General features: G+C 60.8%; 18 protein-coding genes and 2 pseudogenes. 11 read left to right on the top strand and 9 right to left on the bottom strand.

Annotation, left to right across the window (positions count from 1 at the left end; translation table 11 throughout):
• Positions 1 to 6: 6 nt before the first annotated feature.
• Both ACR3EN_RS04765 and ACR3EN_RS04770 read right to left on the bottom strand, forming a co-directional pair.
• A pseudogene (locus tag ACR3EN_RS04765) lies at positions 7 to 870 on the bottom strand (DUF58 domain-containing protein); the annotation flags it as partial.
• Positions 867 to 1874 (bottom strand): AAA family ATPase, encoded by a 1008-nt coding sequence (locus tag ACR3EN_RS04770; protein WP_480824157.1) that lies wholly within the window; start codon positions 1872 to 1874, stop codon positions 867 to 869. The pseudogene ACR3EN_RS04765 and the gene ACR3EN_RS04770, both read right to left, overlap by 4 nt.
• Before the next feature lie 64 nt (positions 1875 to 1938).
• On the opposite strand from ACR3EN_RS04770, the gene ACR3EN_RS04775 reads away from it, so the two are divergent.
• On the top strand, positions 1939 to 2517 hold the full coding sequence (locus ACR3EN_RS04775) for a DUF1285 domain-containing protein (RefSeq protein ID WP_480824155.1): 579 nt from the start codon (positions 1939 to 1941) through the stop codon (positions 2515 to 2517).
• Here the strand turns inward: ACR3EN_RS04775 and ACR3EN_RS04780 are convergent.
• Positions 2475 to 3449: a DMT family transporter gene (locus tag ACR3EN_RS04780; RefSeq protein ID WP_480870616.1), complete on the bottom strand. Its 975-nt coding sequence runs from the start codon at positions 3447 to 3449 to the stop codon at positions 2475 to 2477. The two genes, ACR3EN_RS04775 and ACR3EN_RS04780, sit on opposite strands and share 43 nt — an antisense overlap.
• A 181-nt stretch (positions 3450 to 3630) precedes the next feature.
• On the opposite strand from ACR3EN_RS04780, the gene ACR3EN_RS04785 reads away from it, so the two are divergent.
• Positions 3631 to 4386, top strand: a complete 756-nt coding sequence (locus tag ACR3EN_RS04785; protein ID WP_480824151.1) for a hydroxypyruvate isomerase family protein — start codon at positions 3631 to 3633, stop codon at positions 4384 to 4386.
• A gap of 73 nt (positions 4387 to 4459) precedes the next feature.
• Entirely contained in the window at positions 4460 to 4690 is a 231-nt protein-coding gene (locus ACR3EN_RS04790) for a DUF2798 domain-containing protein (RefSeq protein WP_480824149.1), read from the top strand.
• A 45-nt stretch (positions 4691 to 4735) separates the two neighbouring features.
• Here the strand turns inward: ACR3EN_RS04790 and polA are convergent.
• The 3 genes and pseudogenes from polA to ACR3EN_RS04805 form a co-directional block, all read right to left on the bottom strand.
• Positions 4736 to 7538 (bottom strand): annotated as a pseudogene (polA, locus tag ACR3EN_RS04795) (DNA polymerase I).
• 75 nt (positions 7539 to 7613) lie between these two features.
• Positions 7614 to 8279, bottom strand: coding sequence for a YrbL family protein (locus ACR3EN_RS04800; protein ID WP_480824145.1), 666 nt, complete (start codon positions 8277 to 8279; stop codon positions 7614 to 7616).
• 30 nt (positions 8280 to 8309) lie between these two features.
• Positions 8310 to 8483, bottom strand: a complete 174-nt coding sequence (locus tag ACR3EN_RS04805; protein WP_480824143.1) for a zinc-finger domain-containing protein — start codon at positions 8481 to 8483, stop codon at positions 8310 to 8312.
• A gap of 87 nt (positions 8484 to 8570) precedes the next feature.
• Between ACR3EN_RS04805 and ACR3EN_RS04810 the strand changes: the two genes are divergently transcribed.
• Positions 8571 to 9563, top strand: a complete 993-nt coding sequence (locus ACR3EN_RS04810; protein WP_480870701.1) for an ABC transporter ATP-binding protein — start codon at positions 8571 to 8573, stop codon at positions 9561 to 9563.
• Here the strand turns inward: ACR3EN_RS04810 and ACR3EN_RS04815 are convergent.
• On the bottom strand, positions 9560 to 10027 hold the full coding sequence (locus ACR3EN_RS04815; RefSeq protein WP_480824141.1) for a DUF1203 domain-containing protein: 468 nt from the start codon (positions 10025 to 10027) through the stop codon (positions 9560 to 9562). The two genes, ACR3EN_RS04810 and ACR3EN_RS04815, sit on opposite strands and share 4 nt — an antisense overlap.
• 184 nt (positions 10028 to 10211) lie before the next feature.
• Between ACR3EN_RS04815 and ACR3EN_RS04820 the strand changes: the two genes are divergently transcribed.
• Positions 10212 to 11147: a DMT family transporter gene (locus ACR3EN_RS04820; RefSeq protein ID WP_480824139.1), complete on the top strand. Its 936-nt coding sequence runs from the start codon at positions 10212 to 10214 to the stop codon at positions 11145 to 11147.
• A 54-nt stretch (positions 11148 to 11201) separates the two neighbouring features.
• Here the strand turns inward: ACR3EN_RS04820 and ACR3EN_RS04825 are convergent, their stop codons facing one another.
• Positions 11202 to 12314, bottom strand: coding sequence for an S-(hydroxymethyl)glutathione dehydrogenase/class III alcohol dehydrogenase (locus tag ACR3EN_RS04825; RefSeq protein WP_480918394.1), 1113 nt, complete (start codon positions 12312 to 12314; stop codon positions 11202 to 11204).
• A 130-nt stretch (positions 12315 to 12444) separates the two neighbouring features.
• Here ACR3EN_RS04825 and ACR3EN_RS04830 point away from each other — a divergent pair, with 130 nt between their 5' ends.
• Entirely contained in the window at positions 12445 to 12732 is a 288-nt protein-coding gene (locus tag ACR3EN_RS04830; protein ID WP_480824123.1) for an I78 family peptidase inhibitor, read from the top strand.
• A 2-nt stretch (positions 12733 to 12734) separates the two neighbouring features.
• Here ACR3EN_RS04830 and ACR3EN_RS04835 read toward each other — a convergent pair whose 3' ends face one another.
• On the bottom strand, positions 12735 to 13460 hold the full coding sequence (locus tag ACR3EN_RS04835) for an SDR family NAD(P)-dependent oxidoreductase (protein ID WP_480824121.1): 726 nt from the start codon (positions 13458 to 13460) through the stop codon (positions 12735 to 12737).
• A gap of 193 nt (positions 13461 to 13653) precedes the next feature.
• Between ACR3EN_RS04835 and ACR3EN_RS04840 the strand changes: the two genes are divergently transcribed.
• Genes ACR3EN_RS04840 through ACR3EN_RS04860 form a run of 5 tightly spaced genes read left to right on the top strand, consistent with a single transcriptional unit; the run spans position 13654 to position 17851 of the window.
• Positions 13654 to 14982: an NAD(P)/FAD-dependent oxidoreductase gene (locus tag ACR3EN_RS04840; RefSeq protein WP_480824119.1), complete on the top strand. Its 1329-nt coding sequence runs from the start codon at positions 13654 to 13656 to the stop codon at positions 14980 to 14982.
• Positions 14939 to 15475, top strand: a complete 537-nt coding sequence (locus ACR3EN_RS04845) for a hypothetical protein (RefSeq protein WP_480824117.1) — start codon at positions 14939 to 14941, stop codon at positions 15473 to 15475. The genes ACR3EN_RS04840 and ACR3EN_RS04845 overlap by 44 nt, the downstream gene beginning before the upstream one ends.
• A complete protein-coding gene (locus ACR3EN_RS04850; RefSeq protein WP_480824115.1) occupies positions 15475 to 16698 on the top strand; it encodes an MFS transporter in 1224 nt (407 codons plus the stop codon). Before ACR3EN_RS04845 ends, ACR3EN_RS04850 begins: the two co-directional genes overlap by 1 nt.
• Positions 16695 to 17312, top strand: a complete 618-nt coding sequence (locus ACR3EN_RS04855; protein ID WP_480824113.1) for a DUF3833 domain-containing protein — start codon at positions 16695 to 16697, stop codon at positions 17310 to 17312. Before ACR3EN_RS04850 ends, ACR3EN_RS04855 begins: the two co-directional genes overlap by 4 nt.
• Positions 17309 to 17851: a DUF3833 domain-containing protein gene (locus ACR3EN_RS04860; RefSeq protein ID WP_480824111.1), complete on the top strand. Its 543-nt coding sequence runs from the start codon at positions 17309 to 17311 to the stop codon at positions 17849 to 17851. The genes ACR3EN_RS04855 and ACR3EN_RS04860 overlap by 4 nt, the downstream gene beginning before the upstream one ends.
• The last annotated feature ends 8 nt before the right edge of the window (positions 17852 to 17859 follow it).

A 17859-nucleotide genomic window follows, 5' to 3' on the forward strand; every position in this document is an offset into this window, starting at 1 on the left:
GGGCCCCCCATCCAGCGCACGATAGAGCCACAACAGAGCCGATTGCGCGCTGTCACCCGTATGATGCAGGCCCATCTGCCAGCCGGTCGCGCGGCACAGCTGCGTCAGCGCATCCTTGCGCGTTGCAAGGCGATCCAGATAGCGGTCCCGCAGGTCGGCGGCCTTAAGCGTCTCGTGTCGTGCCGTGCCACCGACGCTTTCGAAAATGGTGCGCCCGGCATAGGGAAAGGATTCCTCGCTGGGATCCAGAACCTGCAGCAACACCCCGCGCACGCCCCGGTCGGCGGCTTTGGTCAGGGCCAGTTCGACCTCATCCAGCGGGCCGAGAAAATCGGATATGAAAACCGCGCGGGCATGGGGGATCATGGCGCGGTGTTCGGGCGGGGCGTAATCCGTCTGCGAGTCCTCGGACCACGCCTGCGCCAGACGGATGATCTGCGCATTGCCGCGTCGGGGCGGCAGAGTGGTGCCAGTTAGCCCCACACGTTCCCCGCCACGCACCAGCAGGATGGCGGTAGCCAGACCCAACAGACGCGCGCGATCCGCCTTGGTCGGCAAGCTCTTGTCCGAGGCAAACCGCATCGACGCGCCCTGATCGACCCACAGCATGATCGACTGCGCAATCTGCCATTCGCGTTCGCGCACAAACTGCTGATCGCCACGGGCCGAACGCCTGTGATCGATCAGGCGGCGACTGTCACCGATCTGCGCCGGGCGGTATTGCCAGAAATCATCCCCCAGACCCGAGCGCCGCCGTCCGTGGTCACCCAGCAAAACGGTTCCAGCCAGATGCTCGGCGCGCGCCAACAGGGGCGGCAGCCGGGACGCCTCGGCCTCGGATCGTTCGCGTAGGGTCTGGGCGGCGTTCACGCCGCAGCCTCGGTGCGGACCAGACCGGCGGCAGTGGACTCGATCAGGTCAGACAGGCTGTCGCCGCGCGCCCGCGCCGCAAAGTTCAGCGCCATTCGGTGGCTGAGCACCGGTCGCGCCATGGTCAGCACATCCTCGGCGTTGGGGGCCAGCCGCCCTTGCAGCATCGCACTGGCACGAACGGTCATCATCAGCGCCTGCGCCGCACGCGGTCCGGGACCCCAGGCGACGGTTTCCTTGACCCGCTCGGACACGCCCGCCTCATCCGGACGGAAGGCTCGAACGAGATCGAGGATCAGTTCCACCACCGACTCGCCCACCGGCATCCGGCGCAACAAAACTTGCGCGGCCAGCAAATCTTCCTTAGCAAAAATCTGATGCGCCTCTGCGTCTTCGACACCTGTTGTTGCCAGCAGAATATCGCGCTCGGTCTGGCGGTCGGGATATTCGACATCGATCTGCACCAGAAAACGGTCCAGCTGCGCTTCGGGCAAAGGATAGGTCCCCTCTTGCTCGATCGGGTTTTGGGTTGCCAGCACATGGAACGGGACGCCCAGATCCCGGTCCTCACCCGCAACCGTCACGGTGCGTTCCTGCATCGCCTGCAGCAGCGCCGACTGGGTCCGGGGGCTGGCGCGGTTGATCTCATCCGCCATCAGCAATTCGCAGAAGATCGGGCCAGAGATAAAGCGGAAATGACGGCTGCCATCCTCGGCGGTGTCCAGAACCTCGGACCCCAGAATATCGGCTGGCATCAGGTCAGGCGTGAACTGGATGCGGTTGCCATGCAGGCCCATCACGGTCGAAAGCGTTTCCACCAGCCGCGTCTTGCCCAGACCCGGCAGACCGATCAACAAAGCGTGACCGCCGCACAAAAGCGCAGTCAGCGTCAGGTCCACGACCCTCTCCTGCCCGATAAAGCGGCGGGTGATCGAGGATTTCGCCTCTTGCAGCTTGTTTTCCAGCGCTTCGATCTCGGACACGAGGTCGGCAGGTTCGGACATGAGGTTCCCTTCCGTGGACTGTTATGGTTGAAGTGTATCGCGCTGAGAGGAAATGGCAAAAGCAATGAGCGGACAAAAACCCGTGACACCCTCGCCAGACGGTCTGGCGGCATCGGTCAAAGCGGCCAAAACGCGGGGTTTGCCGCCCGTTCAACTGTGGAATCCTCCGTTTTGCGGCGATCTGGACATCCGGATCGCCAAAGATGGCTCTTGGAGTTATTTAGGGTCACCCATCACCCGGTTCGAGCTGGTGAAGCTATTTTCCTCAATTCTTAAGAAAGAAGACGGCAAGTACTTTCTGGTCACGCCGGTCGAAAAGGTGGGAATCACCGTCGAGGATGCGCCCTTCATCGCCGTCGATTTCGATCCCGAAGGTAGCGGTGAGGCACAGCAGCTGACCTTCACGACGCAGGTGGGGGACACGGCCATAGCCGGGCCAGACCATCCGATCAGAATTGTCCTTGATCCAGAAACGGATGAGCCATCTCCCTACATATTGGTTCGCGCCAACCTTGAGGCCCGCATCGATCGCAAAAGCTTTTACCGGTTGGTCGAGATCGGCACCCATCTTAATGGCTGGTTCGGCGTCTGGTCCGGCGGTCAGTTCTTTCCGCTGATCACGTCCGACGCGCTCGAAGGTTGAACCGGGCGGGGTTTGCGATCCTGCGCCAGCACCACCGCAAGCGCGACAAGCGCCGCGCCCAGCGCGCGGGTCCAGTTCCAGTCCTCTCCCATCGCCATCATGATCACCATTACATAGAACGGAGCGATATTGATGTGGAACGAGGCCAGCGCGACCCCCAGCTTGCCCACGGATGCGATGAAGAAAAACTGGCTCAGGCCCAGCGAAAACAGCGCATAGAACACCAGCATCCCGACCTGTGGCACATCGACGGGCCGTACGGGCATCACATTGAACCCTGACAGGCCCGCAATGGGGACCAGCACGACGGCGGTCAGCAATCCTCCGGTCAGGGTGATGGTGCTGCGGCCCAATTGGCTGAGCTCGGGGAAATCGCGCGCGGTGGCCATGCTGGCCCAGCAGAACAGCGCGGTCGAGACCACGGCACACGCCGCGCCCAGCCCCAGCTGCGCCGGGGCCACCGCGCTTGTGGCGACCAGCCCGCCGATGATCGAGATCACCATACCCAGCACAAACCTCCACCGCAGCCGCCGCGTGCCCGCCGCCAGTTCCAGCAGCGTCGCAATCAGCGGCGCGCATGAGGCAATGATGGCAACGGTCACCGGATCTGTGAGTTTCTGCGCCACGAGGATCAGGAACATGCCGGTACCGATCCCCAGACCACCGACCACCATGGCATGCCCCCAGCGCGCGCGCAGCACCCGCGCGGGCCCGTCCAGCAGCAGCCAGAGTGGCACCATGACCAGCACCGCCAAAGCCATACGCGCAGCAAACAAAGCGATCGGAGGCCAGCTTTGCAGCAAGATCTCGGCCGCCGGGAAACCCGCCGCCCATGTAAGCATCGACGCCACCGCCAGCGTGTTGCCGGTGAACGCCGCCTGCCGAGCGTCGGATACAGCAAGAGTGGTCCCGCGCGCGGGTTCCGGGCTCATGGCCATCGTGATCAGACCTTTTCGTGGGCACGGCCCCCTCGAAAAGGGGCACCGCGTTGGGCAGATGGTTGCTGATTCGTAGCCCGCGATCTGGTCGATTTTCGACAATCTGTCGTTTTCGGCCTCTTTCCCACATCAGTTGTGATCGCTACGCTCCGCTGAGCTAAAGAACCGATCTCACATGCCCCGATTTGCCGCCAACCTGTCTCTTCTGTTTACCGAGCATCCCTATCTCGACCGGTTCGCCGCCGCCGCGCAGGCCGGATTCAACGCGGTCGAGATCCTGTTCCCCTATGATCTGGCCGCGAAAGAGACCCGCCGGGCACTTCTTGCCAATGGCCTTGATCTGGTGCTGATCAACGCGCCGCCCCCGAACTATACGGGCGGCGCACCTGGCTACGCTGCCGTGCCGGGCGGCAGCGCCCGGTTTCAATCCGACATCCGGCGTGTTCTGCGCTATGCCGACCTTCTGCGGCCTCATATCATCCACGTTATGGCCGGATATGCCTCGGGGCTCGAAGCCCTGAATTGCTTTGTCGAGAACCTGCAATGGGCTGCAGATACCGCGCCCAGCCAGCAGTTCACCATAGAGCCGCTCAACCCCGTGTCACAGCCTGACTATTTCCTGAACGACTACGATCTTGCGGCCGAGGTTCTGGACCGTGTCGACCGACCCAATGTCGGCCTGCAATATGACAGTTTTCACGCGCAGATGATCCATGGCGATGCGCTGGCGATCTGGAACAGATTTCATCCGCGTGTGGTCCATGCACAGATCGGGGCCGCGCCGGACCGCTCGGAACCCGGTCGAGGAAAACTGGATTTTACCTTGCTATTCAAAGCCATAGATCAGTCTGGCTATACCGGCTGGGTCAGTGCCGAATACACCCCTTCAACGGGTCGGACCGAAGAGTCGCTGGGCTGGATGCGTCAATAACGCCGGCATCAACGCTGGATTTTCAGGCCAAAATCGCGCAATTGAGGGCATATACAAGCCAAGGACACCCGCCATGATCCCTGCCCGCTTTGCCAATGCCCTGTTCGCTTTGATCATGTCCGGCCTCATGTCATGCATTGTCACCGGCATCGCAACGGTCAAAGCCGTAGGCCTTGGTCCTTCGACCTTCGGAGACTGGATGGCCTCATGGGCCTTCTGCTGGCCCATCGCGTTTACCGTGATCCTGACATTGGGTCCTTCCGTAAAACGCCTGATCGCGCGCATGGTCAGGCCCGAGGCCTGACCCGCTGCGAAGAGGGCCCGCAGGGCCTGATGAGCGGCGCGGCGCCTAGTGCGCCTCGGCCCAGTTTGCGCCCTGTCCGGCATCGGCCACCAGCTTGATATCCAGCTTGACCGCCGGGTCCGCCGCGCCCTCCATCACCGCGCGCGCAACCGAGATCGTCTGATCCACCGCATCCTCGGCCACTTCGAACAGCAATTCGTCATGGACCTGCAGCAACATTTTCGCGGGCAAGCTGTGGATAGCGTCCGGCATTCGAACCATCGCGCGCCTGATCACGTCCGCTGCGGTCCCCTGTATCGGCGCATTGATCGCCGCCCGACGCGAAAACCCCGCGTGCGGGCCCTTGGCATTGATCTCGGGTGTATGGATTTTGCGGCCAAACAGCGTCTGCACATAGCCATGCTCTTTCGCAAAAGCGATCGTATCATCCATATATCGGCGAATGCCGGGAAAGCGCTCGAAATAGCGGTCGATGAAGCCCTGCGCCTCGGCCCGCGGAATGCGCAGGTTGCGCGCAAGACCAAAGCCCGAGATGCCGTAGATCACACCAAAGTTGATCGCCTTGGCCTGTCGCCTGATTTCCGGCGTCATCTCATCCAGCGGCACGTCGAACATCTCGGATGCGGTCATGGCGTGAATGTCCAACCCATCCGCAAACGCCTGTTTCAGGGTCGAAATATCGGCGATATGGGCCAGAATGCGCAGCTCGATCTGGCTATAATCAAGGCTGACCATGACATTGCCCGGCTCGGCGATGAACGCCTCACGAATACGCCGCCCTTCCTCGGTCCGCACCGGGATGTTCTGCAGGTTCGGATCGGTCGAGGCCAGACGGCCCGTGTTGGCCCCCGTGATCGAATAAGACGTGTGCACCCGGCCCGTATCCGGGTTGATATGGGTCTGCAGCGCATCCGTGTAGGTCGATTTCAGCTTGGACAGCTGCCGCCAATCCAGCACCCGGCGCGGCAGTTCATGCTCGGTGGCAAGGTCCTCAAGAATGTCAGCCCCGGTCGAATACTTGCCGGTCTTGCCCTTCTTGCCGCCCTCAAGCCCCATCTTGTCGAACAGAATCTCGCCCAGTTGGGCGGGCGAGCCGACATTGAAATTCTCACCGGCCAGTTCGTGGATTTCAGCCTCTAACCCGGCCATTTTCTGGGCAAATGCGTTGGACATTCGAGACAGGACATCGCGGTCAACCTTGATGCCGTGCATCTCCATTTCCTTGAGAACCGGCACCAGGGGACGTTCCAGTGTCTCATAAACGGTCGTCACCTGCACCTGATGCAGCTGCGGTTTGAACAGCTTCCACAGGCGCAGCGTGATATCCGCATCCTCGGCGGCATAAGCCGTGGCTTCGTCAATCGGCACCTTGTCGAAGGTGATCGCAGACTTGCCCGATCCCAGCAGCGGTTTGATCGGGATCGGCGTGTGGCTGAGGTAACGCTCGGACAGAGTATCCATGCCGTGCCCATGCTCACCGCCATGCATGGCGTAAGACATCAGCATCGTGTCATCGATCGGGGCCACCTCGATGCCATAGCGCGCGAAAATCTTGGCATCGTATTTCATGTTCTGCCCGATCTTGAGGATCGAGGGGTCTTCGAACATGGGTTTCAGCTGTGTTAGAGCCTCATCCAACGACATCTGCCCCTCGGCCAGCGCATCCGAGCCGAACAGATCATCCGCCGATCCGTCGCGGTGGGTCAGCGGGATATAACAGGCCTCTCCGGCTTCGATACAGAGTGAAATTCCGACCAGATCGGCGATCATCTCGTTCAGGCCGGTCGTTTCGGTATCCACGGCAACCCAGCCGCGCTCATAGGCCTGATCGATCCATTTCTGCAAAGCCCCTACGTCCCGCACGCATTCGTATTTCGACGCATCAAAAGACAGGGCCTCGGTCTCCTCTGCCTCGGCGACCGGTGCGGGCGCGTCAGCAATGACCGGGGCCTCAGCCCCCAGTTTGTCGGCGATACGTTTGGTGAGGGTGCGGAACTCCATCTCGGCCAGAAAGCCCAGCAGGACGTCGGGTTCCGGGTCGCGCACCTCAAGATCGTCCAGCGTGAAATCCAGCGGCGTTTGTTCGTCCAGTTGCACCAGCTTCTTCGACAGCTCGATCTGGTCGCGTTTTTCGATCAGGGTCTGGCGGCGTTTGGGCTGTTTGATCTCTTCGGCGCGGTCCAGCAGGGTTTCCAGATCGCCGTATTCGTTGATCAGCAACGCCGCCGTCTTAACCCCGATCCCCGGAGCGCCCGGCACGTTGTCCACAGAATCCCCGGCCAGAGCCTGCACATCAACCACGCGTTCGGGACCAACGCCAAACTTCTCGAACACCCCATCGCGGTCGATGCGCTTGTTCTTCATCGCATCCAGCATCTCGACACCGTCGCCCACCAGCTGCATCAGGTCCTTGTCGGAACTGACGATGGTCACACGCCCCCCGGCCTCTCGGGCCTGAACGGCGAGCGTCGCGATGATGTCGTCGGCCTCATAGCCCTCAAGCTCTTTGCAGGCGATGTTGAACGCGCGTCGCCTCGCGGGTCAGCGGCACCTGTGGGCGCAGGTCCTCGGGCATCGCCTCGCGGTTGGCTTTGTAGAGGTCATACAGATCGTTGCGGAAGGTATGGGACCCTTTGTCGAAGATCACCGCCACATGGGTCGGCGCATCCGGCCCGGAATTCCCCTCGACATATTTCTGCAGCATGTTGCAGAACCCCGAAACCGCCCCAATCGGCAACCCGTCCGACTTACGCGTCAACGGTGGCAACGCGTGGTAGGCACGGAAGATAAAGGCCGATCCGTCAATCAGATGGAGATGGCAGCCTTTTCCGAATTGGGTCTGGGTCATACGAGGGCTCCTGCGCTGGGTTGCGCCAAGTTGTACCGAATGCGATGGCAAAAGACGAGGCCGCTCATGCCCCCATCAGCGGTTCAAGAATTTGCGCTGCGACGGGTCCCAGACCAGCCCGGATTTCTGGGCGATGACCGCGAATTGTTTGCTGAGCGAGCGATCATTCAGACGTTTGGACATGCTGCGCAAGGGGACCAAGTTGCGCTCTCCGTAGCCGTCGATCAGGAAAAAGGCCGGGGCCTCGCTACGCATGCCATAGACGATATTTGATCGCTTGACGTCGCGGGCAACGATCTGCAGATCGAACAGTTTTGCGACAAAAGTGTTCAGATCCGCGAGGATCGCAGGGGTCATCCGTTCCCGGCCCGCAAACCGGCTGAGTTTTTGCGCAAGCGCCCCGTCCGGCCCGCCTATCCGCTCGACGGCGACACCGGGACCTTGGGTGGTCTGCACCACGCCCAGCATGCGCGACAAGGGTGAGTCCTGGATCTTAGCGCCCAACTTGAGCGCCACGCGCAGCTCGCATTCGATTTCCTTCAAAGTGCTGCGATAGCGCGCGCTTGGCACCAGCGTCCACGCCAGCCTCTTGCCCCAGCGATGCGAAACGCGATCCTCGGCACGGGTGAACACCTTGATCAGCAGATCGGGATGACCGGGAAACTCATAGACACTGCGGACGGTGCCGTTTGCGATAGGCTGCTGGTCGGAAAGGTCGATGGTCCTGGCTGCAAACAGCATCCTCTGTCCTTCCCGGTCACACGGGCCCGATCAGCTTTCACGCCCTTTCAGAACGTATTTGCAATCGCAATACGGGCATTCGACCCAGCCGGTATCCTCGGGGATTTGCAGCCAGACGCGCGGGTGACCCAACGCACCTTCGCCACCGTCACAGGCGACGCGAGAGGTTTCCACGATCTTGGTTTCCGGCGCTTCGATGGTCACGGCTGGCGATCCTTCTTCGGTTGTCGGCCTCGCGGGCATGTATTAGGTGCGTTTATGAGCGATGAGCAAACCGGGGGCAAGAGCCACATGGCCGATGCGGCAATCAGGATCGAGGGGCTGCGCAAGACCTATCGCGGCGGCAAGGGCCAACCCGAAAAGCAGGCGCTGAAGGGGGTTGACCTCACGGTGCCGCGCGGTTCGGTCTTCGGGCTTCTGGGGCCGAACGGGGCCGGGAAATCGACGCTGATCAACATTCTGGCGGGGCTTGTGGTCAAGACCTCGGGGCATGTTTCGATCTGCGGCTATGATCAGGACCGCAACCCGCGCCAGTCGCGCGCCGCCATCGGCGTGATGCCACAGGAACTGAACCTAGATCCCTTCTTCACCCCGCGCGGCGCGTTGGAGGTTCAAGCCGGCCTCTATGGCGTACCCAAAGCGGAACGCCGCAGCGACGAGATTCTCGAGCTGGTGGGCCTCAGCGACAAGGCCGAGGCTTATGCGCGCACGCTGTCGGGCGGGATGCGGCGGCGGTTGCTGCTGGCCAAGGCGTTGGTGCATCACCCGCAGATTCTGGTGCTGGATGAACCCACGGCGGGCGTCGATATCGAATTGCGGCAGATGCTGTGGGCCAACGTGCGCAAGCTGAACGAACAGGGCATGACCATCATCCTGACCACCCATTACCTGGAAGAAGCGCAGGAAATGTGCGACGAGATCGCCATCATCAATCAGGGCGAGAAGGTCGCGCAGGACAGCACCGCCAACCTGCTGGGCCGCATGGACAGCCGCACCATGGTGATCGTCCCCGACGCGCCCATTAAGACTTTGCCCGATGCCGAAGATGTGACCGCCGCGCTACGCGACGATGGCGATCTGGTGCTGCAGTATCACAGCAACCAGACCAGCGCCGAACAGGTGCTCGAGGCGGTGCGGCAAGCCGGTATCCGCATCCGCGACGTGCGCACCGAAGAGGCCGATCTGGAAGACGTCTTCCTCGCGCTGACCTCAAGCCGGTCCGACGATCTGCCTGCGGACGACCCCGATCAGCCGCACCGGGGAATGCACCGCGTCAAGCTTTAGCCTCGGTCTATCCGCGCGTGATAACAGTTGTTCAGAGCTGACCGGATGTGGATATAGGCCACCTCGGCGCGAGCAAAGATTGCCTCAGCGGCATCCTGCAACTGCGCCTGCGGCGTGATGATGCCGGTTCCGTAAACGATCCGATCATCCGCCCCGTATCCCTTGATCAGGTAGTTGGCAGAGTCGGTCAACGCCTGAGGCAAATCCATGGACGCATCATACCGCTGGCATGGTTCTGCACACAGGTAAATCGGTCCTGTTTCGGCAAAAGGCTGCGTTTTGGGAAAGGGCCTGTGGGCCAGCACCAACATCTCTTTGCCTTCGGGAATATAGGTCAGACAGTGGCGACAGGGGTTCCCGGCCCCGTTCGAAATCGCCCGCTCGGGCGGGTTGTCATAGCCATCTTGCGCGCCGTTGCGATAGGCCTGAACCTGATCGGTAGGAAGGGCGGATATTCTGTGCATGATGCGTCTCCTTTTTCTCAGACGATCATGAGCGCGAGGGGCCACAGCCTCGACCCGTTTCCTGCGCATTGCAATTTCTGCAACCCTGCCCGCCAGAAATGTTAGCGGTAAAATTTCCTCTATCCGTGCCCGTGTTTTGGGTCTAAGCAGGCCGTAACACCCCAAACTCACCGAGGCCTCTGACATGAGCGCTCAAGACACGACCCTGCGCGGGCTGGGCTTTGCATTTCTTGGATTTGCGGTTTTCGCCACCCATGACGTGCTGATCAAAGTGCTGGGCGGCACCTATTCGGTGCTGCAGATCATCTTTTTTGCAACTCTGTTTTCCTTTGTCCCGATGGCGGTCACGATTCTGGCCGACCGGACAACCGGCAACTTCGTCCCCCGTCACCCGTGGCTGATCCTGCTGCGCTCGGCTCTGATGATCACCGCAATGTCCTGCGCCTTCTACGCCTTCTCGGCCCTGCCACTGGCCGAGGTCTATTCGCTGCTGTTCTCGTTCCCGCTGATTGTGACGGTCCTTTCGATCCCGATACTGGGCGAAGTCGTCCGCGCCCAGCGCTGGGCCGCGGTCGGCGTCGGCCTGATCGGCGTTCTGATCGTTCTGCGCCCGGGGGCGACAGACATCACACTAGGCCATCTCGCAGCGCTAACGGCGGCGTTCTGCAGCGCCTTCGCCTCGGTTTTAGTACGCAAGATCGGGAATGAAGAACGGTCTGCCGTGCTGATCCTCTATCCCATGCTGCTGGCCATCGTGGTCATGAGCGTCGCGCAACCTGCCATCTACCAACCACCCTCGCTGCTGCATCTGGCGATGATGGCGCTGGTCGGCGTGTTTTCGGTCATCGCGCAACACCTGATCATCCTCGCCTATCGTGCTGCGCCCGCCGGGGTTGTTGCCCCCAGCCAGTACAGCCAGATCATCTGGGCCACGATCTTTGGCGTCCTCTTCTTTGATGAACACCCCGATATCTGGGTCGCGGTCGGGGCCAGCATCATCATCGCCTCGGGCGTCTTCGTGGTCTGGCGCGAGAGCCGGGCCAACACATCGGCCAATACCCCGGTTCTGCGTGTGCGGTCTCCGCGCTCGGATACCGGCGCAACGCGGCCCGGAGAATGACAAACGGCGCGCCAAACAGCGCGCCGCAATGGCAATTTCAGCCAGTCTAGAACCTTAGTACACAACCACCGAGCGGATGCTTTCGCCCTTATGCATCAGGTCGAAGCCGTGGTTGATGTCGTCCAGCCCCATGGTGTGGGTGATCATCGGGTCGATCTCGATCTTGCCTTCCATGTACCAATCCACGATCTTCGGCACGTCGGTCCGACCCCGCGCGCCACCAAAGGCGGTACCGCGCCAAGACCGACCGGTCACCAGCTGGAACGGACGGGTCGAGATTTCAGCTCCGGCCGGGGCCACGCCGATGATGATCGATTCACCCCAGCCCTTATGCGCCGATTCCAGCGCGTCGCGCATCACGCCCACATTGCCGGTGGCGTCAAAGGTGTAATCCGCGCCGCCCTTGGTCAGATCGACCAGATAGGGGACAAGATCGCCCTCGACCTCTTTGGGGTTCACAAAATCGGTCATGCCGAACTTGGTGGCCATCTCGACCTTAGCCGGGTTCAGATCGACGCCAACGATCTGATCGGCTCCGGCCAGACGCAGGCCCTGAATGACGTTCAGACCGATACCACCCAGACCAAACACGATGGCGCGGCTGCCGATTTCCACCTTGGCGGTGTTGATGACGGCTCCGATACCGGTGGTCACGCCGCAGCCGATATAGCAGATCTTGTCGAACGGCGCGTCCTCGCGCACTTTGGCCAGCGCAATCTCGGGCAGAACCGTATGGTTCGAGAAGGTCGAGCAGCCCATGTAGTGCAGGATCGGATCACCATCCAAGGTCGAGAAGCGGGACGTTCCGTCGGGCATCAACCCTTGCCCCTGCGTCGAGCGGATCGCCTGACACAGGTTGGTCTTGGGATGCAGGCAGTATTCGCATTCCCGGCATTCGGGAGTGTAAAGCGGGATCACGTGATCGCCCGGCTTCAGGCTGGTCACACCGGTGCCGACCTCAACCACCACGCCCGCGCCTTCGTGGCCCAGAATGGCGGGGAACAGACCCTCAGGGTCGGCACCCGACAGGGTGAATTCATCGGTGTGGCAGATGCCGGTGGCCTTGATCTCGACCAGAACCTCACCCGCCTTGGGGCCTTCGAGGTTCACCTCCATCACTTCCAAAGGTTTGCCCGCCTGAACGGCGACGGCAGCACGGGTACGCATATGGCTTGTCTCCCTGTCTTATTTGCCCCGACCCTGCGTCAAATACAGGGTGTTTTCAACTGCGCTTTCGTGACAGGTTGGCTAAAGCTTTGATATTTCAGAAACGACATTGCCTTAAAAAGGAACGCCAATGCACCGATTTATTCCAATCCTGTGCCTGTTGGCCGCCTGCGCCGAGACCACTGGACCCGTGACTACGCCACCCGGGCCCGCGACTTCGCCCGTTGATCTGGCCTTTTGCGAAGGAGAGCCCTTTGCCAATGCTGTGGGCCAGCCACTCTCGGACATTCAGACCCAATTGCCCGAGCGATCACGCATATTGGGCCCAGACGGCATCGCAACGCAGGATTACCGCATCGACAGGTTGAACGTGTTCGTGAATGGGGCGGGCGTGATCCAAAGGCTCAGCTGCGGCTGACGTCACTTGCCACGATAGACCAGAATATCGGGCAAATAGTCGATCAGGCGAACCACCCAAGAAAACGGGGCCGGGAAATCGGTACGGAAGCGGCGCCGGGACATGGCGCGCAGAACGCGGTCGGCGGCGTCCTCGGGCGTCATCAGCATAGGCATCTTGAAACTGTTCTTGTCGGTCAGGCGGGTCTTGATGAAGCCCGGATTGACGATGCGCACGGTCACGCCAGTGCCCGCCAGATCATGGCGCATGGTCTCGGCCAAAGAAATCAGCGCCGCTTTGCTGGCTCCGTAAGAGATCGCGTTGGGCAGGCCGTGATACCCGGCCAGAGACCCGATCAGAGTGATGTCCCCGCGACCCCGGCGCACAAAATCCGGTACCGTTTCCCCCAAAACCCGGAGCGCACCGGTATAGTTGACGTCGCTGATCATCAAAGCGGCTTCGGTATCCCAGGACGCAGTGCTGATCGGCTCATAGGCACCGGCGTTGTAGACAAGCGCGTCAAACGCGCCAGCCGCAGCCACAGCATCACGGATAGTGCCAAGGTCCGTCACATCCAGCGGTAGCGCGCGCGCATTGGGCAAGGTGTTGCAGATGTCGGTCAGCCGATCCTGATTGCGGGCCGACAGGATCAGATGCGCACCTGCACCGCTCAGCTTTTCGGCCAGCGTTCGGCCAAGGCCTTCGCTCGCACCGATGATCCAGTAGGTTTTTCCGTCAAAGCTGCTCATACCCGGGCCATTCATGATTTGCTGAGGGATGTACGACCCAACAATACGGTTGGATCACGAAGCCTGGTTGGTTTTGGGCTGCATGTAACCAGACATCACAACATAGTGCGCCTGCGAAAAACTTCTACGCCGATTGATCCGGTGCCTCATATCCTACGTATCCCATTGTAAAATGCCGATTAACGAGGATGGAATGTTCGACGAAACCCGGGGCGTACGCAAGAAAATCGCAGTAGTTGGCGCAGGCATTTCAGGTCTCTCCGCAGCTTATTACCTTTCTGAAAACCACGATATCACCGTGTTCGAGGCCGAGCCCCGACTGGGCGGCCACGCCCGCACGGTTATGGCAGGCCGCAATGGTGATCAGCCGGTCGATACCGGCTTTATCGTGTTCAACTATGCCACTTATCCTTACCTGACCCGGCTGTTCGATGAGCTGAACGTCCCCGTCACCAAAAGCGAAATGAGCTTTGGCGCAACCATAGACAATGGCCGCATCGAATACGGGCTGAACAACCTGCGCACCCTGACAGCGCAGAAACGCAACCTTGCGCGGCCCGCCTATTATAAGATGATCGCCGACATCCTGCGCTTCGGCAAAGAAGCGCCCGAAGCTGCACAGGACGATGACACCACGATCGGAGAGCTGGTGGATCAGCTGCGCCTCGGCCATTGGTTCCGGCACAATTACCTGATGCCCATGTGTGGCGCGATCTGGTCAACGCCGGTCGAGTTTGTCGATCAGTTCCCGGCCCGCTCGCTGGTGCAGTTCTTCCGCAACCATGCGCTGTTGGCTTCGGGACGTGCCAATCAGCACCAGTGGTACACGGTCAAGGGCGGCAGCATCGAATATGTGCGCCGGATCGAGGCCGCGTTGCGCGCGCGGGGGGCCGACATTCGTCTGGCCTCGCCCGTTCAGCGGATCGAACGGCACGATCTGGGCGTGACAGTGCACGCGGGCGGCGAAGCCGATCTGTTTGATGAGATCATTCTGGCTACCCATTCCGATCAGTCCCTCGCCATTCTCGGCGATGCGGCGACCGAAGATGAGAAAGCCGCGCTTGGCGCGATCAAATATCAACCGAACTCAGCCATCCTTCACTGTGATCCCCGGCAGATGCCTCGGCGGCGCGCCTGCTGGTCCAGTTGGACCTATCGCTCGCAAAAGGGCAATGTTGGGGTCACATATTGGATGAACCGGCTTCAGAATATCCCCGACAGCGATCCGCTGTTTGTGACGCTGAACGCCGCCTCAGAGATTCCCGCGGACAAAATCTATGATCAGGTCGAATTCGCGCATCCGGTGTTCGACAAAGCCGCCCTGCGCGCACAAGGGCAAATCCGCGAGATGCAGGGACAGAACCGAACCTGGTTTGCCGGTGCCTATAACAGGCACGGCTTTCACGAAGACGGGATTGCCAGCGCGATGCATGTTGTCGAGCGCATCACCGGCACCCCGCAAATCATCGGAGCTGACAATGGCATTTCTGACGAAGAACCGGCCGTTCCTGCCTCGGCTTAACCTTGGCGCGGCTTTGCTGTCGCTTGCGCTGCTGACACCGGGCGGGTTGGCGGCGTCGCCCGTGTTTGGTGTCCTCAACGATGCTGAATTGCGCGGTACCGCCACTTATCGCTATCTGGGTTTTCCACTATACGATGCGCAACTCTTCACCAAAGGCGGTGCGCCGCTGAAGTGGAGCGACGATTTCGGCCTTGAGCTGCTCTATCGCCGCAATGTGACGAAGAAGGCGCTGATCAACTCGACCCTGGACGAGATGAAGCGCATCGGACGCGCCGCCCCTGTGCGCGATCAGCTTGAGGTCTGTTTCAACGCGGTCCGCAAGGGCGACCGCTATCTGGCGATCTCGCAAGGGCCTGACAAGGTTGAATTCTGGCTGAACGGGCAAAAGCTGTGCACGATGTCCTATCCGGGCATAAAACGCAGCTTCATGTCGATCTTTCTGGGTGAAAACACGCGCTCTGCCGCCTTCACGCAGGCGTTGCGAGGGAATTGATGCTGTATCCGCGGGTCAGCCTGTATGCGCTGATGCTGGCTGCGGCGGGCATCCCGCTTTACATCCACCTGCCGCGCTTTGCGGCGGTAAACCTTGGCATAGGTTTGGGGGTCATCGGTACCGTGCTGTTGGTCATACGACTGGTTGATCTGGTGCAGGACCCGTTGATCGGTTGGGCGATTGACCGCTGGCCAGCTCGACAGATGCAATTCGCAGCCGCCGCGGCGCTGGGTCTGGCGATCGGGTTTCCCTTGCTCTTCGGGCTGCCTGAGGGCGCAAGTATCCCCTCATTAGTGTCTATTCTGATCCTGCTGTTCTCGGCCTACAGCCTTGGCACCATCCTGCTTTACGGGCGCAGTGCGACACTGGCAAAAGAGGCCAGTCCGAAAGAGTTGATGACACTCGCCGCCTTCCGCGAGGGCGGGCAACTGACCGGCGTCGTCATCGCCGCCGCCGCACCCGCCCTGTTCGTGGCGCTTGGGGCCGGCGCGCAGGGATACCCGGCCTTCGGCCTTTTCCTTGGCATTTTGGCCGTAGTGACCTTGGTCGTGACCCTGCCGATGTGGAGGCGCAGTCCAGTCACCGGACAAGCGTTGTCGTTTTCAGGGCTGGGACAAGCCGGGGCATTGCGACTGCTCGTTCTGGCACTGGTGAACAGCCTGCCTGTGGCAATCACCTCGACCCTGTTTCTGTTCTTTGTCGAGGACCGGCTGCAATTGCCCGGAAAAGCCGGACCGCTTCTGATCCTGTTCTTCCTCAGCGCGGGGCTAAGCGTGCCGTTCTGGGCCAAGCTCAGCAACCGAATTGGCCCGAAACAGACTCTGATTATCGCGATGCCGCTGGCCATACTGGGCTTTGTCGGGGCTGCGCTTCTGGCCCCCGGAAACCTGGTGGGTTTCGCCCTTATCTGCCTCGCCTCGGGGGCGGCTCTGGGCGCCGATATGGTGGTCCTGCCCGCCATGTTCTCGGTCGTTCTAACCCGCGCGGGGCTGAACGCATCCGCCGCCTTCGGCATCTGGTCCTTTGCGGGCAAGCTGGGACTGGCGCTGGCCGCCTTTTTCACTCTGCCGCTGCTGGAACGCAGCGGTTTCACGCCCGGGCAGGCCAATTCGGCTGAGGCGTTGAACACGCTCACCCTCGCCTATGCGGTACTGCCCTGCATTCTGAAACTCGGAGCGTTTGGCATGGTCCTGACGCTCCCGACGGAGGTCTCTGCCAAATGAAAACGCTCCTGATCTGTCTACTCGCCGTTTTTGCGCTGTTTGCCGTAAAGAACCGGTTCCTTAGTTTCCGGTCGCAATCACCGTCGGACTATAGCGGCACCGGGCCCGAATTCTCGCTGAAGGATAACCTGAACGGGGAAATCCTGTCCGAAGGATTGATCTATGGCCCCAATGGCAAGATGTCGAACAGCTTTGTCGCGCGTATGGTGGGCGACTGGGACGGCAATACCGGGACACTGTCCGAGTATTTCACCTATTCCAACGGCAAGCAGATGACCCGCAAATGGTACCTGACAATGGGCACCGGCAACACATTTACCGCGACGGCGGATGATATCGTGGGTGAGGGCAAGGGAGTGATCTCGGGCGCGACCGTAAAGCTGACCTATCGGATCATCCTGCCCGAGGATGCGGGCGGGCACACGCTGGATGTGACCGACTGGATGTATCTGACCGAAAACGGCGCGATCATGAACCGGTCCGAGATGCGCAAATTCGGGATCAAGGTCGCTGAACTGGTCGCCACGATGCGTCCGGCACCCGAGGTGAAATCGGCCCATCTGCATGGTGCAAACGGCCACGATACAGACTCTGAACTGAGGCCTCTGCAATGATTGCCCGCCGCACTCTTATTGCGGTTGTCGTGCTCGCAGGGCTTGTCGTGCTGGCCGCCTGCTCGGCCAAACCGCGCATCCCAAAGACCTTCCTGTCAGATCGCCAATTGAACCTTGAAGAGTTCTTTGAGGGCAAGACGGTCGCTTATGGCCAGTTTCAGGATGTGCTGGGCAACGTCCCGCGCCGCTTTACGGTCGAGATAGACGGCACATGGGATGGAGAAACGCTGACGCTGGTCGAGGATTTCGTCTATGACGACGGCGCGACCGAGCAGCGCGTCTGGACCCTGACCAAGACCGGCGAAGACACCTGGACCGGCACCGCCCCCGGTGTTCTGGGCACCGCCGGCGGTATCGAGCGGGGCGATACGTTCAACTGGAAATACAAGATTGACCTGCCCGTCAAGGACGGCACCATGCGGGTCGATTTCGATGACTGGATATGGCTGTTGTCCGATGATCGTCTGTTGAACAGAGCCTATGTCTCGCGTTTTGGCGTGCGGTTGGGCGAGGTCATTCTGTTCTTTGAAAAGAAATAGCCACCCCG

This window comes from Ruegeria sp. G7, assembly GCF_056535465.1.

Excerpts from the sequence above, each read along its gene's own strand:
- ACR3EN_RS04770 (WP_480824157.1), bottom strand. The coding sequence starts at position 1,874 with ATGTCCGAACCTGCCGACCTCGTGTCCGAGATCGAAGCGCTGGAAAAC.
- ACR3EN_RS04775 (WP_480824155.1), top strand. The coding sequence starts at position 1,939 with ATGAGCGGACAAAAACCCGTGACACCCTCGCCAGACGGTCTGGCGGCA.
- ACR3EN_RS04780 (WP_480870616.1), bottom strand. The coding sequence starts at position 3,449 with ATGAGCCCGGAACCCGCGCGCGGGACCACTCTTGCTGTATCCGACGCT.
- ACR3EN_RS04785 (WP_480824151.1), top strand. The coding sequence starts at position 3,631 with ATGCCCCGATTTGCCGCCAACCTGTCTCTTCTGTTTACCGAGCATCCC.
- ACR3EN_RS04790 (WP_480824149.1), top strand. The coding sequence starts at position 4,460 with ATGATCCCTGCCCGCTTTGCCAATGCCCTGTTCGCTTTGATCATGTCC.
- ACR3EN_RS04800 (WP_480824145.1), bottom strand. The coding sequence starts at position 8,279 with ATGCTGTTTGCAGCCAGGACCATCGACCTTTCCGACCAGCAGCCTATC.
- ACR3EN_RS04810 (WP_480870701.1), top strand. The coding sequence starts at position 8,571 with ATGGCCGATGCGGCAATCAGGATCGAGGGGCTGCGCAAGACCTATCGC.
- ACR3EN_RS04815 (WP_480824141.1), bottom strand. The coding sequence starts at position 10,027 with ATGCACAGAATATCCGCCCTTCCTACCGATCAGGTTCAGGCCTATCGC.
- ACR3EN_RS04820 (WP_480824139.1), top strand. The coding sequence starts at position 10,212 with ATGAGCGCTCAAGACACGACCCTGCGCGGGCTGGGCTTTGCATTTCTT.
- ACR3EN_RS04825 (WP_480918394.1), bottom strand. The coding sequence starts at position 12,314 with ATGCGTACCCGTGCTGCCGTCGCCGTTCAGGCGGGCAAACCTTTGGAA.
- ACR3EN_RS04830 (WP_480824123.1), top strand. The coding sequence starts at position 12,445 with ATGCACCGATTTATTCCAATCCTGTGCCTGTTGGCCGCCTGCGCCGAG.
- ACR3EN_RS04835 (WP_480824121.1), bottom strand. The coding sequence starts at position 13,460 with ATGAGCAGCTTTGACGGAAAAACCTACTGGATCATCGGTGCGAGCGAA.
- ACR3EN_RS04840 (WP_480824119.1), top strand. The coding sequence starts at position 13,654 with ATGTTCGACGAAACCCGGGGCGTACGCAAGAAAATCGCAGTAGTTGGC.
- ACR3EN_RS04845 (WP_480824117.1), top strand. The coding sequence starts at position 14,939 with ATGGCATTTCTGACGAAGAACCGGCCGTTCCTGCCTCGGCTTAACCTT.
- ACR3EN_RS04850 (WP_480824115.1), top strand. The coding sequence starts at position 15,475 with ATGCTGTATCCGCGGGTCAGCCTGTATGCGCTGATGCTGGCTGCGGCG.
- ACR3EN_RS04855 (WP_480824113.1), top strand. The coding sequence starts at position 16,695 with ATGAAAACGCTCCTGATCTGTCTACTCGCCGTTTTTGCGCTGTTTGCC.
- ACR3EN_RS04860 (WP_480824111.1), top strand. The coding sequence starts at position 17,309 with ATGATTGCCCGCCGCACTCTTATTGCGGTTGTCGTGCTCGCAGGGCTT.